General features: G+C 66.9%; 14 protein-coding genes. 5 read left to right on the top strand and 9 right to left on the bottom strand.

Features of this window, described 5'->3' with window-relative positions; translation table 11 throughout:
* Positions 1-81: 81 nt before the first annotated feature.
* From M8859_RS21355 to M8859_RS21335, 5 genes are all read right to left on the bottom strand, one after another.
* Entirely contained in the window at positions 82-2,376 is a 2,295-nt protein-coding gene (locus M8859_RS21355) for a molybdopterin guanine dinucleotide-containing S/N-oxide reductase (protein WP_308221218.1), read from the bottom strand.
* A 61-nt stretch (positions 2,377-2,437) separates the two neighbouring features.
* On the bottom strand, positions 2,438-2,920 hold the full coding sequence (locus M8859_RS21350; RefSeq protein ID WP_159930717.1) for a nitroreductase family deazaflavin-dependent oxidoreductase: 483 nt from the start codon (positions 2,918-2,920) through the stop codon (positions 2,438-2,440).
* 365 nt (positions 2,921-3,285) lie between these two features.
* Positions 3,286-3,684, bottom strand: coding sequence for a DUF4870 domain-containing protein (locus M8859_RS21345; protein WP_195072007.1), 399 nt, complete (start codon positions 3,682-3,684; stop codon positions 3,286-3,288).
* Positions 3,685-3,794: 110 nt separating this feature from the next.
* Positions 3,795-4,271, bottom strand: coding sequence for a VOC family protein (locus M8859_RS21340; protein WP_249644768.1), 477 nt, complete (start codon positions 4,269-4,271; stop codon positions 3,795-3,797).
* Positions 4,272-4,322: 51 nt separating this feature from the next.
* Complete coding sequence (locus M8859_RS21335) at positions 4,323-4,820, bottom strand: pyridoxamine 5'-phosphate oxidase family protein (RefSeq protein WP_195072005.1); 498 nt, start codon at positions 4,818-4,820, stop codon at positions 4,323-4,325.
* 529 nt (positions 4,821-5,349) lie between these two features.
* Here M8859_RS21335 and M8859_RS21330 point away from each other — a divergent pair.
* The gene (locus M8859_RS21330) at positions 5,350-5,736 is read left to right on the top strand and encodes a DUF6924 domain-containing protein (RefSeq protein ID WP_249644767.1); all 387 of its coding nucleotides are present in this window, start codon (positions 5,350-5,352) and stop codon (positions 5,734-5,736) included.
* Positions 5,737-6,218: 482 nt separating this feature from the next.
* Here the strand turns inward: M8859_RS21330 and M8859_RS21325 are convergent, their stop codons facing one another.
* Positions 6,219-6,833, bottom strand: coding sequence for a restriction endonuclease (locus M8859_RS21325; protein WP_195072004.1), 615 nt, complete (start codon positions 6,831-6,833; stop codon positions 6,219-6,221).
* Positions 6,834-6,970: 137 nt separating this feature from the next.
* Positions 6,971-8,371 (bottom strand): HEAT repeat domain-containing protein, encoded by a 1,401-nt coding sequence (locus tag M8859_RS21320; RefSeq protein ID WP_249644766.1) that lies wholly within the window; start codon positions 8,369-8,371, stop codon positions 6,971-6,973.
* 437 nt (positions 8,372-8,808) lie between these two features.
* On the opposite strand from M8859_RS21320, the gene M8859_RS21315 reads away from it, so the two are divergent.
* Together M8859_RS21315 and M8859_RS21310 are read left to right on the top strand one after the other, a co-directional pair.
* On the top strand, positions 8,809-10,128 hold the full coding sequence (locus tag M8859_RS21315; protein ID WP_159930710.1) for a family 1 glycosylhydrolase: 1,320 nt from the start codon (positions 8,809-8,811) through the stop codon (positions 10,126-10,128).
* A gap of 43 nt (positions 10,129-10,171) precedes the next feature.
* Positions 10,172-10,366, top strand: coding sequence for a hypothetical protein (locus M8859_RS21310; protein WP_249644765.1), 195 nt, complete (start codon positions 10,172-10,174; stop codon positions 10,364-10,366).
* Positions 10,367-10,371: 5 nt separating this feature from the next.
* Here M8859_RS21310 and M8859_RS21305 read toward each other — a convergent pair whose 3' ends face one another.
* Positions 10,372-11,352 (bottom strand): NAD(P)H-dependent flavin oxidoreductase, encoded by a 981-nt coding sequence (locus tag M8859_RS21305; protein ID WP_159930723.1) that lies wholly within the window; start codon positions 11,350-11,352, stop codon positions 10,372-10,374.
* Between the two features lie 70 nt (positions 11,353-11,422).
* The gene (locus tag M8859_RS21300; RefSeq protein ID WP_195139667.1) at positions 11,423-12,121 is read right to left on the bottom strand and encodes a TetR/AcrR family transcriptional regulator; all 699 of its coding nucleotides are present in this window, start codon (positions 12,119-12,121) and stop codon (positions 11,423-11,425) included.
* A 186-nt stretch (positions 12,122-12,307) separates the two neighbouring features.
* Between M8859_RS21300 and M8859_RS21295 the strand changes: the two genes are divergently transcribed.
* Positions 12,308-14,029, top strand: a complete 1,722-nt coding sequence (locus M8859_RS21295) for a GMC oxidoreductase (RefSeq protein WP_195072000.1) — start codon at positions 12,308-12,310, stop codon at positions 14,027-14,029.
* Positions 14,030-14,287: 258 nt separating this feature from the next.
* A complete protein-coding gene (locus tag M8859_RS21290; RefSeq protein WP_249644792.1) occupies positions 14,288-15,847 on the top strand; it encodes a serine hydrolase in 1,560 nt (519 codons plus the stop codon).
* Positions 15,848-15,916 lie beyond the last annotated feature (69 nt).

The raw sequence follows: 15,916 nt of genomic DNA, 5'->3' as shown, positions 1-15,916 counted from the left end.
CCGAGCGATAGGTCCCGTGAACGTCGAGGCCCACCTGTGTGGCGGTGTGAGCACCGCACGGACACGACCACCAACGGTGGACTACGACTCGGACGCAACTCCGATCCGGGGCGGGCGAAGCACCTCCACATCCGCTGGAGGACCCGCATAGCGTTCGATCTCCACCAGCGTGAGCTGCCCGGCGCAGCCCTGGCTCAGCGTGGAGGACGGGCGGTCGGCGATGAGCACGTTGGGATTACCGTGGCGGCAGAACGTCGGATCGGCCGGATCCGGGTCGTACCAAGCCCCGGTGGACAACTGCGCCACACCAGCCCGCACCCCGTCGTCGACCAGCAATCCGGCCAGACAACTGCCTCGCTCGTTGAACACGCGCACGACCTCACCTGCGCGCAGGCCACGAGCCGCGGCGTCGGAGGGATGCATGCGAATCGGTTCCCGCCCGGATATCTTCACAGACCGGCTGTGCGCACCCATGTCCAGCTGGCTGTGCAACTTGGTCCGCGGTTGATTCGCCACCAACTGCAACGGATATCGCCTCGCCGCCGGACCGCCCAGCCACTCCTCGGGCTCCAACCACACCGGATGCCCCGGGCAATCGGCGTACCCGAAGCCATCGATGGTCGCAGAGAAGATCTCGATCTTCCCGCTCGGTGTGGTGAGCGGAAACCGGTCCGGGTCGGCGCGAAAGTCCGCAGCCAGCACCTGCCGCGGGTCGGGCACCGGAAGCTCGAGGCACTCGCCGGTCCAGAACGTGTCGAAGTCCGGCAGCTCGTGGCCCAGCCGTGACTGCCCCGCTCGCCACTGTTCGTACAGATGCCGCAGCCATTGGCCGACGGAGCGCCCCTCGGTGAATTCCGTGCCGACCCCGAGCCGATCGGCCGCCTCGGCGAAGATCGAATAATCGTCCCGAGCCTCGGCGCGCGGGCGGGTGAGCGCCCTCATCGGAAACAAGGAGCTGTCGCCCTCGCCCGCACCGTAATCGTCGCGCTCGATGGACATGGTCGACGGCAGCACGATATCGGCGTGCCGCGCGGTGGCCGTCCAGAACGCATCGTGCACCACGACCGTGTCCGGGCGCGTGAACGCCGCCCGCAACCGAGCCAGATCCTGGTGGTGATGGAACGGATTACCACCGCACCAGTACACCAACCGCACGTCCGGATACACCAGGTCCTGACCGTTGTAGCGATAGGGTTCACCCGGGTTGAGCAGCATGTCCGCGATCCGCGCGACCGGGATGAAGATATCGATGCCGTTGCGCCCCTGCGGAAATCGCGGCACCGGCATACGCGCCGGCTCGCCGACACCGGCCACCGACCCGTAACCGTGTCCGAACCCGCCACCAGGAAGTCCGATCTGCCCCATCATCGCCGCCAGCACGATCCCCGCCCACAGCGGCTGCTCACCGTGCCGCGCCCGCTGAAGCGACCAACTCACCGTCACGAGCGTGCGCGCGGCCGCCATCTCGCGCGCCAGCGTCCGTATACGCTCGGCAGGCACACCAGTGATCGACGCCGCCCACGCTGGATCTTTGACGACTCCGTCCGCCGCGCCACGCAGGTATTCCGCGAAGCGCTCGTAGCCGACCGCATACCGGCGCAGAAACTCCTGATCGGCCAATCCTTCCTCGTCCAGCACCTGGGCAAGCGCCAGCATCATCGCCACGTCGGTCCCGGGTAGCGGGGCGATCCACTCGGCCGCACCCTCGGGCGCAGTGTCGTCGCGCAGCGGGCTGATCGACACGAAGCGGCAGCCCCGCGCCCGCGCCGCCGCGATCCACCCGCGCGCGTTGTGCCGCGACACGCCACCCGGTGACACAGCCGCATTCTTCGGCGACAACCCACCGAAAGCCACCACCAGCTCCGAATGCTCGGCCAGCACGGCTTTCGCCGTCGCCTGTTGCGTCACCCACCCGATGTCGCCGAGGACATACGGCAGGAACACCGTCGACGTGCCGAGGCTGTAGCTGTTCACGTGCCGGACGTAGCCGCCGAGACAGTTGAGAAACCGATGCAACTGACTCTGCGCGTGATGGAAACGCCCCGCGCTGGCCCAGCCGTACGAACCGCCGTACACCGCTTCCGGTCCGTGCTGCCGGTACACCCGCCCGAGTTCGCCTGCCAGCAGGTCCAACGCCCGCTCCCACGACACCGGGACGAAACCCTCCGAACCGCGCGGGCCGGGACCGGGACCGCTCTCCAGCCAACCCCTGCGGATGTACGGCCGATCGATACGGGTCGGGTGGTGTTGTGCCGAAGCGATATTGCCGATCAGCGGCGTCGGCTCCGGATCACCACGCCACGGCCGGACGTTCATGAGTTGTTCGCCGTCGCTGTCGGCCTCGAATGCGCCCCAGTGGGTCAGATGCGTGGTCACCGTCCCACCGTAAGCTGCCGCACACGAGCCCGACCGCCGCTCGCATACGATTCACAACGCTTCAGGCAGACACGCGGCGGAGCTCGAAGATGCGGAACACCCGCCCTCCGGACAGTTCGTGCTCCATGGCGTAACCGGGCCACAAGGCGACCGCCCGCTCCCAGACGCGTTCGCGCTCCACGCCGGTGAGCTCACGTACCGCGACCGGGAACTGCTCGCCCTTGTAACGAACCTGAGCGGTCTGCGCCGCACGCAGATTCGCCGACCACGCCGGATGTTCGGCACTGCCCCAATTCGAACCGAGGACTACGAAGTCGGCATCGTGCAGCACGCACAGCAACGACGTGGTGCGCGAAATCCCCGTCTTCCGCCCCGCCACGGTGATCTGGATCGAGGGCAGACCCGCCAGATCCAGGACGCCCATGCGGCCGCCGCTGGCACGCCGGACCAACCGATCCACCCGCAGCACGACCGGCGCCGAGCGCATCACCCACCGCTGCTGGGCCAACCGCCGGGCCACTCGCGGCAACGGATTCCAGACCATGTCAGGACACCTTTCCGTAGCGAACTCACAACCTGGCAGGCGCTCTACAACAGAACTACCACCCGTACCGACAACCCTGCACCATCGGCCTGCGGCCAGTCGGTGAGAGGTGGTCGTCGTGAAGCAGATCTTGCCTGGGGACATCCGACCATGGCCGCCGCGCTCACCGACGCCGGCGATCCTTGGTCAAGTCCGCGCGTTACGACGCCGAGGAGTCGGTGGCATCATCGGACGTTCCGCGAGGACGTCAACGGCCCGAGATAGTCTCGGGCCGTTGATCTTCGGACTGTCGTATCCGGCCGTCGACAGGAGTGCCGACACCCATCCTCGATTACGAAATCCAGCAGAGGACTTCGAAAATGCCGCTACTTGACGGACTCGGCCAACCGATCGGCATATGGGGCAGTCAATCTTCCGACGATGGGAAGCTCTGCACGGAGACCGCCGATTTTGTTCGCCTGGACCATGGCCATGATCCAGACGACGACCGCGAAGACCGCGACTGCGAGCCCGGCGAGGCTGAAGATGATCCCCACGACTCCGAGGAGCGAGCCGACGATGCCCAGAACAATATTGACCACCGAGATCGCCCCGAAGAAGACAATTGATTGCGCGGCATGGAATTTCACGTCGGGATCATTCTTTCCCACGAATAGGAAGATGATTCCCGTGAGCCACCCCAATGCGTACGACAGGATCGCGCTGGTCCTTTTGTCCGAGCCGGCGGACTGCGGTTTGTTCGTAGGATGTTGAGAAGATGTCATGGGGTAAGTAGATGTCACGCCCGCCACCTACCGATCCCAGGTTTCAGCACGAACCACAGGTTGCGGGCGCGAGATGGCCCCGTCGCGGCGCTGGACCGTTGACCGGCCGGTCACTTGATCTGCTCGGCCAGCGCGACGAGGATGCCCGCGGGGCCCCGGAGGTAGCAGAGCCGGTAGCTGTTCTCGTACTGCACCAGCTCGCCGGGGAGCTCGGCTCCGTGTGGCCGCAAGCGGTCGAGGATGCCGTCGATGTCTTCGACCGCGAACATGATGCGATGCATGCCCAGCGTGTTCGCCGGAGCGCGCGGGTCACCGCCGCGGGCCGGCGGCGTCCGGTACTTGGTCAGCTCGAGCCGTCCGTGGCCGTCTGGGGTGCGCATCATCGCGATGTCCGATCGGACTCTCTCGAGCCCGACGAGGCGATCCACCGCGCTGCCCTCGACTGTCGCCTCGCCTTCCAGCTCCAGTCCGAGTGCGACGAAGAACGCCGTAGCAGCCGCGAGGTCGTCGACGACGATGGCGATGTTGTCCATCCGCTGGATTGTCCCGCGCCCGGGTCGGGGGCCACGCTGGTCGGTCTCGCTCATGGTGATCTCCTTTCGGGGCGCGCCGCCGACTTCGGCGGCGCGTGTACGTGTTCAGGCGCGCTCACGTTCTTTCTGTCGCTGCATTAGTTCCTCGATGGCGGTGGGCAGTGTTGTCTCGAAGTCGATCAGCTTGGCCCAGGTCGGCTTGACCACGATTCGGACCATGCCGTCGTAGAGCGACCTCACGCCTTCCTCCCACTCGGTCCGTTGTTCGGGCGTCATCTCATAAGTGCCGTTCCACTGGAGGTACTCGTCCGGGATGCCGTCGACGACATCCAGCTCCGCACGGCCGCGGATGAGTAGGACCTTCGGCGGGTGCGACTCGGTGTCGATCGTCAGCGCGACCGCGGGATTGCGGCGCAACGCGGGGAGTTTCCGCGCGTTCGTCGCGGTGCACATGACGATTTCCGTGCCGTTCCAGACAATCCCGATCGGGATCGACCGCGGGGTGCCGTCCAGCCCGATGAAGGCCAGCCTGGCCAGGTCACGGGCCAGTAGTTCCTGGCTGAGTGGGCGGCTCAGTACCTCATCGATGGCGTGCTGGTCCATAGTTCGAGCTCCTCGGTTGTAGTAGCGGCGGGCGCTGGACCCGACGCGGGTAATGCGGTGCCGTAGATGTGCGGGCGGCCGGAATCCTTCGGTCCCGCGCACAAGCGCCCTCAGATACTGGTGCCCGCCTCGCCGCTGCGCACGAACGATCCAGCCACGTCGGCAGGTCGGTCATGTCGGGCTCCTGTCTTTCGGCCTATCCAGTAGATTTGACGAGGCAGCCATCCGAGAATTCATCGGTGCAGCCGAGATCGGTACACACTCCTGCGAACGCCTCGAACTCGGCATGAGCGCGCACCCAAGAGACACGCCGAGCCAGCGCGACGCGCCACCCCAACAATGCCTGATCTGGATCTCGGTATCGCCAGCGACTGGACGCGCGAGAAATGGAACATCCCGATCTACGATCACGGCCCCACCGATAGCCCCGGTTACGGCCCGGTGGGGCGTGGGTCGCCCGACCCTCCCTCGCGGTAGGGGTGCACAATCGGGCCTATGGCACGATCTCTGCCGGGGCGAATCGCTTCTGGTGCGTACGGACTTCACCGACGACGCGGCGTGGGCCCAAACCCTCGCGGCGGTCATCGCGTCCTACGACGAAGACACGATGACAGAGCTGACACCCGTCGACGACGTGACCTTCGACGGGCTGACGCCCGCCGATCTAGGTGATCTGATCGATGGCCAGACCTATGTGTTCCTCGCCGACACCACCACGATGACCGACCCCGAGCACCCACTACTGGTGGTCGATACCAGCGGCGAGGATGTTCGAGGGGACGGCGACGCGGTGTTCCGGATCGCACCGATCGCGATGGCCGAGGTCGAGGCCAACTTCCTCCTCTCCAACGTGGACTTCGAGGACTACGCCGGCAGCGTCGACGACGACGGTGTCTTCCGCGGCTTCGATCGGTGAACGCGGCCGACGCTCATGCCCTGCCACAGGTCCATCCCCGTGGAGCTTTGGATGGACGACTTACCCTCGCTCAATGACGATGGGCCGGTATAGGTTTCACGTAGTCGACAATGACGGGCACAGGAAACCACTGACAAACGAGCAACGTGTGAGCCGCCATGCTTCACACCTGGGTCGAGTCCACCGGAGGCCCCCTGCTGATCGCCCCCGAATCAGAACTTGGTCACTGGGGCGGCACATCCGAACGGCGTCGGTGACGATGATGTTCGCGGCCAGCTCTCGCCATGCGTTGAAGCTCGGCCCGATTGTGCCACCGCCCCCGCTTGACCGGTCGCGCCGTCGAGGGCCGTCCGCAGACGTTCTGCCATGCCGCGGCCGCACACCGCACCGGCTAGTGTCGCTGACCTGAGCGGCGTTCGACCTGAGCGGGTTGCAAGCGTCCCAGAGATCAATCGTTTCTCGGGCACTCTGGTTTCTCGGTTTCAGTTCCAGGGACTCGGCCCGGTCTGCGATTCCCACGCTGCGAGCTCTTTTGCCGACATGAGCAAGATCCTGGCCTTGGCCGCGTAGGCGCGTGCTTGCGGGGTGAACGCATGCGCGGTGGTCACCACGGCCGCCACGTCGGCGCCGTGGATGGTGTGCGCGGTCCCACCGAAGCGCTGGACGTCTTGGCTGCCCACGCTGCGGCCTTTGTGGTAACGCTTGGCCTGCAAGACGATTCGGCGACCGTCCGGTGCCCGCGCGATCACGTCGGCGCCTAGATCACCGGAGCCGCCGACCACCCGGACATCGGTGCAGCCGTCGCGGCGGCACAACGCGGCCAGCGCTTCCTCGAACTCGGAGGGACTCAGCGAGTTCTGCCGCAGCGCCACCAGCACCCGCGCGTCATCGCGAGCACGCACCTGGCGGCGATGCCGCGCCGTCAGCACGGCGGCGACGGCAGCAATGGCCAGAACACAGGCCCCGACAGAAGCAAGCGCCGCGGCTTGCCGTGCGGCGATGTCCGCGATCTTGGGTGCAACCACCAGCGCGGCGATGGCAGCCATGAACATCAACGCCGCCGCATCCGATCCGCGGCGACCACGTCGTCTTCCCATCCCGATGCCCCCTCGACAGCCCGCCCGGTTCTTCCTCGACTTGACGCGGGCGCTTGCCCATCTCGATTGTCACCGCCGCCTCCCCGATACCACCTACTTCCGGAGGAAGGAAACGGTCCGATCCGGTCCGGCCACAGTTATAGCGGGAATGCGCCACGATGCCCCCACTGCCTTCCACAATCGGTCAGCGCCAGGACTCCGTGGCCCTGGACCGAGGTGTGGGGCCCGAGTCGACCGAGCCCGACGGTCGTACGCTCGGCGATGATGGCGGCGCTTCGACCCGGCAGTAGTTCAACACCCACGTCCGCAAGGTGGGCCCGTACTTCTTCGCGCCATTCGCCCAGCGCCGCCAGCGCTTCCTCACTCGAATTCTCCCCCTCGGCGTCCGGGTCGTATTCAGGCATGGTGAGCAGCAGGTACATCGCCTGTTCCTGGGGCAGGTGTTGCTGAATCCTTCCCAGAAGCCCACTGCCATCGGGGGTGTGCAAGTTTGCCTCGGCAGCCAAGGGCTCGCCGGCCTCGACCTCACCTTCGTGAAAATCGTGGTGGTAGTAGCGGATCAGCGACTCCTGCTCGGCCGAACACCAGCCCATCCAGTCGCCACATCCTCCGTTCTCGACCTGGACGTACCAGTAGACGGTGCCGAACTGCCGGCTCAGCTCCACACATCGGCGTTGCTGGGCAACGTGCTCGTCCTCGATGGACGTCTCGTCGTGTTTTCTGATCATGCTCTTGGGCGTGCCGAAGACCAGGGTCCAGCCATCGAGAACCGGGGAGACGAACATCTGGGCGCACCGGCGGTGACCGCTGAAGTGATCGATGAGCCAGCTTCCGGGGGTGGGGCGGAACTGCCAGCGTTCGAATCCGGCGCGCATCGTGATGGGCACCGGATCGGACAGCCCGAATGCGCGCAGCACCGCGTCGCGGTCGTCGGTGCGCAGCGCGTACCACTCCCCGTTGGGATAGAACGGTTGAGCGATCTCGGCGCGAATCTTGGCGGCAACCAGACGTGCCGCCACCCGAGCATCAATGGGATCGAGTGTATCCCAGCCGATCTCAACGAGGGCGGCCAGCGCCGCACGACGCGAGCGGCGAGCCGAGCGCCGGACTTCCCGCAGGATCGGGACCGCCGCGCGGCCGATGTCCGCGAAGGCGCCCACGGCTGCGGCCACCACACCCGGATACGGATCGTCGAACATCGTGGCCAGCACGCGCGCGTAAGGCAATGCAGCATCGCCGCCGCGATGTCCGAGTACCTCCGCGCTGAGGCGGCGCGCGTCCGGATCCTCGTCTCGCAGGTGCGCTACTTGCAGCCGGACTTCGTCGGTGACACGGGGAAATCCGAGTACAGCGCCCGCCCGTTGCGCACTGTCGTCCGCGCCGCCCACGACCAAGTCGGTCAACTCCGGCCACACCGCCGGACCGGCCTGCCGTAACACCGCATCGGCCTGTGGCCACTCGGCTCGGCGCAGACCATCGCTCAGCACTTCGAGCGCGACCCCGCTGTCCAATGCGCGCACGGGCCTGTCTGTTCCCACTGTGTCCTTCCCGCACGACCGCCCGGCGCTGCCGATAGCAGCGGCGGCGGTCGATTCGTTGCATCGTATGGGGTGCGCACAGACATCCACGCTCGAGCAGCAAGCTCGGTAAGTAGTTGCCCGATCCAGGCTTTTTGGGTGTTGAAACGATCGTTTCACAGCGTGGTGTTTGTTTATACGATTGACATTGTTAGATGCGCATATCTACGTCTCGACATATAAATTCAGGCGCTTCTCGACCGGCTATCCCGAGACGGCCACATCGCACTTTCCTCGACCAGCTTTAGGCACGCCTACTCGCCCGCTCCCCATAACCCCTCCCCGACTTCAGGAAAACGGACAAGTGACCAGTTACCCTGTCCCCCGTGGTATCCACTCTCCGCCCAGTGCGCCCGAGGTCCAGGTGTACCGGTCACCACTCCCGCAACAGGAGTTCGATGCGTTCACATCACCGCCACGCCTTGGCTGCCGTCGTGGCTGTCACCGCGGTATTTCTCGCAGGAGCCGCTCCGGCCGCCGCCCGGCCCGCGCCACCCCCTGTGGTCGCACCGATGGGCCCGGACTTTCTCTGGGGCGTCGCCGCGTCGGGATACCAATCGGAGGGCCACGCCCCGGACAGCAACTGGTCTCGCTACGTCGCGTCCGGGAAAACGACGGACCCCTACCGGGATTCGATCGACTTCTACACGCGCTATCGCTCGGACATCGCCTTGGCGGCGGGCCTGGGCGTCAAGGTGTACCGCGTGGGCATCGAGTGGGCTCGCCTCCAGCCCGAGCCGGGCAAGTGGGACCCCGACGGACTGAAGTTCTACGACGATCTCGTCGCGGCGATCACCGCCGCGGGCATGCGTCCCATGCTCACGATCGACCACTGGGTCTACCCGGGTTGGGCGGTCGACCGCGGCGGCTGGAACAACCCGGGCATCGTCGAGGACTGGCTGGCCAACGCGCGCGCCGTCGTCGATCGCTACGCCCCGTACCGGCCCTTGTGGGTAACCTTCAACGAGCCGACCTTCTACTTGGTGAACGAACTGCGACACGGCGGACTTCCGCCCACCGCGGCGCTGGCGATGCAGGAACGAATCGCGCTGGCGCACAACAGCATCTACGACCACATCCACCGGGTGCAGCCCGACGCCATGGTGACCAGCAACGTCGCCTACATCCCGGGCGCCGAGGACGTGGTGAACAAGCCACTGGTGGACAAGATCGGCGCCAAGCTCGACTACATCGGCATCGATTACTACTACGGCCTCTCCCCCGACACCCTCACCACCACCGTGAACTTCACCGAGCTGTGGAAGAACCCGATGCAGCCAGAAGGCATCTACTATGCGCTGCAGCACTATTCGCGCCAGTTCCCCGGAAAGCCGCTCTATATCGTCGAGAACGGCATGCCCACCGAGAACGGCCTACCGCGTGCGGACGGTTACGGGCGCGCCGACTCGCTCCGCGACACCGTCTACTGGCTCCAGCGCGCCAAAGCCGACGGCATGAATTTGATGGGCTATAACTACTGGAGTCTCACCGACAACTACGAGTGGGGTTCCTACACACCACGTTTCGGCCTTTACACCGTCGACGTTCTCACCGATCCGGCACTGACGCGCAAGCCGACGGACGCGGTGGCCGCGTACACGGCTATCACGCGAGCCGGTGGCGTCGCGCCGGACTATCGACCGACGCGGACGCCGAAGGATTGCTCGTTCGTCGACGGGCCCGCAAGCTGCTCCGACCCCGTCACCGTGCCGCGGTGACACGGAAGTCGAAGGCGGGTAGACCACCGAGTGGAGGTGAACGATGACCGACGATCCCGTCGCGACCCTGCGGCGCTGGACCGATTCGGGTGGGGTCTGGCGGGTGACAGGCTGCCGATCCGGTTCGGTCACCGTCGCGCTCTACCAGTGCACCGGCGGCGAGGAAGTGGAGCGGGTGGTGTCCGCCGATCCGGCTCTGATCCGCTACCTCGGCGATCGGACCAGCAGTGAGGACTGAACCGCTCAGCTCCCGACCGGACCGGTCACACCCGACCACAGCCGTTCGAGCACCCGCGCCGCCGGTTCCACGGAGGTGATCATTCCGACGCCCTCCCCCGCGTCGATCGGCGCGGTCTTCGGATCGTCCACGGCGAGCGCGGCGGCGAGCGTGTGTTTGGCCGACCGATCCGTCGCGAGTTCTTCTTCCCGTCCGGTCCACCGATCGGTGAATCCGGTGCGCAGCACCCGCGCGGGAAATCGCGCGGGCCAGGGCAGTTCCATCCCCACGTCGTAGGCGCGGGTGAGCACGGTGTCCGTGCCGCGGGCATCGAGCAGTGCCTGCCTGCCCGCATCCGACAGCAGCGATTCCGTGCAGGCCGCCAGGCAGGTACCGAGCCATGCGCCGCTCGCCCCGGCGCGAAGGACGGCGGCGAGATCCCGCGGTGCGCCGATGCCGCCGGCCGCGAGCACCGGGACCGAGGCCACGTCCAGCACCTCGTCGAGGAGCGGGAGCAGCGCCGCGTTCACGGCGCCGTGCCCGCCGCCCTCCACGCCACGGGCCACGAGGACGCCGATGCCCGCGTCTTGCGCACGCCGCGCGTCCTGCCCGCTGTAGACCTGGGTGGCCGAGGCGATCCCCGCGGCCGCGACCCGGGCGGCCCAATCCAGGTTCTCGCCGAAGCTGACCGAGATCAGCGCGGGACGTGCTTCGATCGCGACCTCCAGCAGTCGTGGTTCCCGGGCGACGACCCAATCGACCAGCCCGATGCCGAACGGGCCTTCGACGCCGCCCAGGTGCGGCAACTCCAGTTCCAGCGCGCGAACCGACCCGGCGCTGCCCATCCCGATCATGCCGAGTCCGCCGGCCGCGGTCACCGCTGCGGCGAGCCGCCCGCCCGCCACGCCGCCCATCGGCGCGTTGACCAGAGGAATGCGCATACCCATCCGACGCGCCCACGCGGTCGCGGCGCTCAGGTCGGGTACCGCAGACGGTTCGCCTGGCATCGTCACGCGTTCCATCCCAACACACGCCGTTGTGCTCGGCCGCGGACTCCCCCGTTGTCCCGGTTGCCGATCACCCGCGGTGCCCCAGCATGTCCAGCAGTCCGTCGAGTTGCAGTTCGAACAGCTCGTCGCGATCGGTGAAGGTGTCGGGGCCGTACATATCGAAGACGTCCGCGCTCACCGCACCGAACAGGCCGACCCAGAAGGTCACGCCGCGGACGACCAGCCAGTCCGGCAATTCGAGCCGGAATTCGTCACGGATCCGCCCGAAATTGTCCGCGAGAGAAGCGGATATCCGCGGTTCCCTGATAGGGGCCGTGAGTTCGCCCGCTCCGTAGGCGTGAGCGAACAGCGTCAGCATCGTGGCGATCACCCGGGTGCCCGGTGCGACGGTCTCGGCCGCGGGCGCGTCGTAGCCGGGAACCGGGGTGCCGAACAGCAACCCATAGCGGGCGGGTTCGGCCAGCGCCCACCCCCGCACCGTGCGCCCGAGGACCCGCAGCCTATCGATCGGCGCGTCCCCTGCCTCGGCCAGCGCGTTGTCAACCGCGTCACCGAGTGCGTTGTAACCGTCCACTACGAGCATGGTGAGCAGTTCGTCGCGACTGCGGACGTAGCGGTAGACGGCCGAGGAAACCACGCCGAGATCACGCGCCACCGCACGCAGGGACAGTGCCGCGGCGCCGTCTGTCGCCAGGTGTTCTCGCCCGATCCGGATGATGTCGTCCATGGTCTGGGCCCTGGCGCGGGCGCGGGGTGTGGTCGGCATAGCAGAAACCATGCGCGCTCCAGAGAGCGATGTCAACTGTTGAGAGCACCGCTCTACATCGGGACGAAGGACCGTCGGCGAACCGATTATCAGACCGATGGGGCCGGTTCCGGCCGACTTGCGAACCGTTACTTACCCGGGAGTAGTGTTATCCGAGTCACTGGCGACACGATCGAGGAGTTCCACATGGACCAGCGGACGACGGATTACGACGTGCTGATCGTCGGTTCGGGGTTCGGCGGCAGCGTCACCGCGCTCCGGCTGGTGGAGAAAGGGTACAAAGTCGGCGTACTGGAGGCGGGCAGGCGCTTCGCCGACGACGAGCTGCCCAAGACCAGCTGGGACGTGAAGAAGTTTCTCTGGGCGCCCGCGCTCGGCTGTTACGGGATCCAGCGCATCCATCCGCTGCGCAACGTGCTGATCCTCGGCGGCGCCGGTGTCGGCGGCGGGTCGTTGAACTACGCGAACACTCTCTACGTGCCGCCGGAGCCGTTCTTCCAGGACGCGCAGTGGCGTGACATCACCGACTGGCGCGACGAACTGACCCCGTACTACGAACGAGCGCAGCAGATGCTCGGCGTGGTACGCAATCCGCACATGACGCCCGCCGACGAAGTCTTCAAGGCCGTGGCCGACGACATGGGCGTCGGCGACACCTTCGTGCAGACCCCCGTCGGCGTGTTCTTCGGCGAACCGGGAAAGACCGTGCCCGACCCGTACTTCGGCGGGGCCGGCCCCGAGCGCACCGGTTGCGTCGAATGCGGCGACTGCATGGTGGGCTGCAAGTACGGCGCGAAGAACACCCTCGTGAAGAACTACCTCTATCTGGCCGAGAAGGCCGGCGCCGAGGTCATTCCCATGACGACTGTCACCGAGCTGCGTCCACACCCCGACGGCACCTGGGACGTGTCCACCGCCCGCACCGGCGCCTGGATACGCAAGCAGCCGCGCACGTTCACCGCCGCGCACGTCGTGCTCGCCGCGGGCACACGCGGAACCCAGCAGTTGCTGTTCGCCATGCGTGACAAAGGCGTGTTGCCCGATCTGTCCGATCGACTCGGCGTGCTGACGCGCACCAACTCGGAATCGATCGTCGGCGCGGCCACCAAGAAGGTGAAGCCGGGCCAAGACTTCACCAAGGGCGTCGCGATCACCTCGTCCATCCATCCCACCCCGGACACGCACATCGAGCCGGTCCGTTACGGCAAAGGCTCCAACTTCATGGGCCTGCTCCAGACGCTCATGGTCGACGGCGGCGGCCGCATCCCGCGCTGGCTGCGCTTCCTGGGCATGGTGTTGCGTCATCCGACGGACCTGCTCAGCTTCCTGAGCACCAAGAACTGGAGCGAGCGAACAATCATCTCGCTGGTCATGCAGCACTTGGACAATTCGATCACCACCTACACCAAGCGGGGCTTGTTCGGCCGCAAGCTCACCAGCAAGCAGGGCCACGGCGAGCCCAATCCGACGTGGATTCCCGTCGGCAACGACGTGACCAGGCGGGTCGCGGCGAAGATCGGCGGCATCGCGGGCGGCAGCTGGGGCGAGATCTTCAATATCCCGCTCACGGCCCACTTCCTCGGCGGCGCGGTGATCGGAGCCGACGCTCAGCAGGGCGTGATCGACGCCTACCACCGCGTGTACGGCTACCCCACGCTCAGCGTCGTCGACGGCGCGGCGGTCTCGGCCAACTTGGGCGTCAATCCCTCGCTGACGATCACCGCGCAGGCCGAGCGCGCGGCGGCGTACTGGCCGAACAAGGGCGAAGTGGACACCCGGCCCCCGGTCGGCACGGGATACCGGCGCATCGCTCCGGTCGCGCCGGTCAAGCCGGCGGTTCCGGCAGATGCTCCCGCCGCGCTGGTACTTCCGATCGTAGAGATCCGGAAGACACCCGCCGCCGGTTAGGACCGGGCGCATCTCGGATTCCGGTCGGCGACGTCGCAGCTGGCGATCGCCTCACCACCTCGCCGGCCGCGCTCCCAACGGCTTCGCCCAATGCGGGGAAGCCGCGTCCGGCGACGTCGGCGCTCGCCCGGCGAGAACGGCTGAACCACCCGCGCAGCAATCGCACCTCAACTAGCCTTTATCTGGTCTTTTGTCGCTACGACAGCCAGGAGGCGACCTGTGAGCACACTGTGGCGCGCACTGCTCGGTCCCGCGGCGATGGCGACCGCCGCCCTCCTCGCCTGCACGGCTTGCGGCGGCGACGACGCGGACACGACCGGTGCCGGTACACCGTCCAGTTCCGCGGCGATGCCCAATCAGGTCGCCGGTGTGCCGATCCCGGACGGACGCATCGATGATGCCGTTGGCGAGTTGGATCGACTTGCTGAAGGCCTACTCAGCTCGTCCGGCATTCCGGGCATGGCGATCGCCGTCGTCCACGGCGGGAAACTGGTGTACAGCAAAGGCTTCGGCGTCCGCAATATCGTCACCAAGGAGAAGGTCGACCAGGATACGGTCTTCCAGCTCGCGTCGCTGTCCAAGCCGGTGGGAGCGACGGTCGTCGCCCGCCGGATCGCCGCGGGGGGCGTCGAATGGGACACTCCGGTGCGCAAACTGCTGCCGTCTTTCGCGCTCGCCGATCCCTACGTCACCGAGCACGTCACGGTCGGCGACCTGTACGCGCATCGCTCCGGACTGCCCGATCACGCGGGCGACCTGCTGGAGGACCTCGGCTACGACCGTCAGCAGATTCTCGACCGGCTCCGGCTGTTGCCGCTGGGCTCCTTCCGGGACTCGTACGAATACACCAATTTCGGGCTGACCGCGGCCGCCGTCGCCGTGGCCGCGGCGGCGGGAGACGACTGGGAGACGCTGTCGGAAGGGACGATCTACGGCCCGCTCGGGATGAAGTCGACAAGCTCCCGCTACGCCGACTTCGCCTCCCGCGCGAACCGTGCCGAGGGGCACGTTCTGGTCGACGGCAAGTACGAGGTGGCGAACCCGCAGCGCCAACCGGACGCGCAGTCCCCAGCGGGAGGGGTCAGTTCCTCGGTGGCCGACATGGCCAAATGGATGACGATGGTGCTCGCGAACGGCTCCGCGGGCGGCTCGGTCGTGGTGCCGCCCGAGGATCTGCTGCCCGCCATCACCCCACAAGCCGTGTCGGCGCCGCCGAGTACGCCCGACGCGCGTGCCGGGTTCTACGGATTCGGTTTCAACGTGAGCGATTCCGCCTCGGGCCGGGTCGTACTGGGCCACTCGGGGGCGTTCGGTCTCGGCGCGGGTACCGCGTTCACACTGATCCCCTCCGCCGACGTCGGGATCGTGACACTGACCAACGCGGCGCCGATCGGTGTGCCCGAAACCCTCAACGCGGAGTTCGCCGACCTGGTCCAGTTCGGGCGGATCCAGCAGGACTGGCGCGCCCTCTATCGCACGGCGTTCGAGCCGCTCAGCGCGCCTGCGGGGGCTCTGGCCGGAGAACAGCCGCCCGCGGACCCCACACCCGCCCGCCCCCCGGCGTCGTACGCGGGCACCTATGACAACACCTACTACGGCCCGGCGACGATCAGCGCCACCGACAATGCCCTGACCCTCAGCTTGGGCCCGAACAACATGACCTTCCCCTTGAAGCACTGGGACGGCGATACTTTCGTCTTCAGCCCTTCTGGCGAGAACGCCAACCCCGGCTCGGTCTCCAAGGCGACCTTCGCCGGCGACAAGCTCACCCTCGAGTACTACGACACCGAACACCTCGGCGTCTTCACCCGGAGGTGACGCTCGCCGCCGTCCCTACCGCCGATGTCCGGGGCCTCAGCGCGTGATCGCGACCACTCGTCTCCGCTG

It is taken from the genome of Nocardia sputi (genome assembly GCF_023501985.1).
Note: the sequence above shows the minus strand (reverse complement) of the source record. Positions and strands in the feature narration are given on the sequence as shown.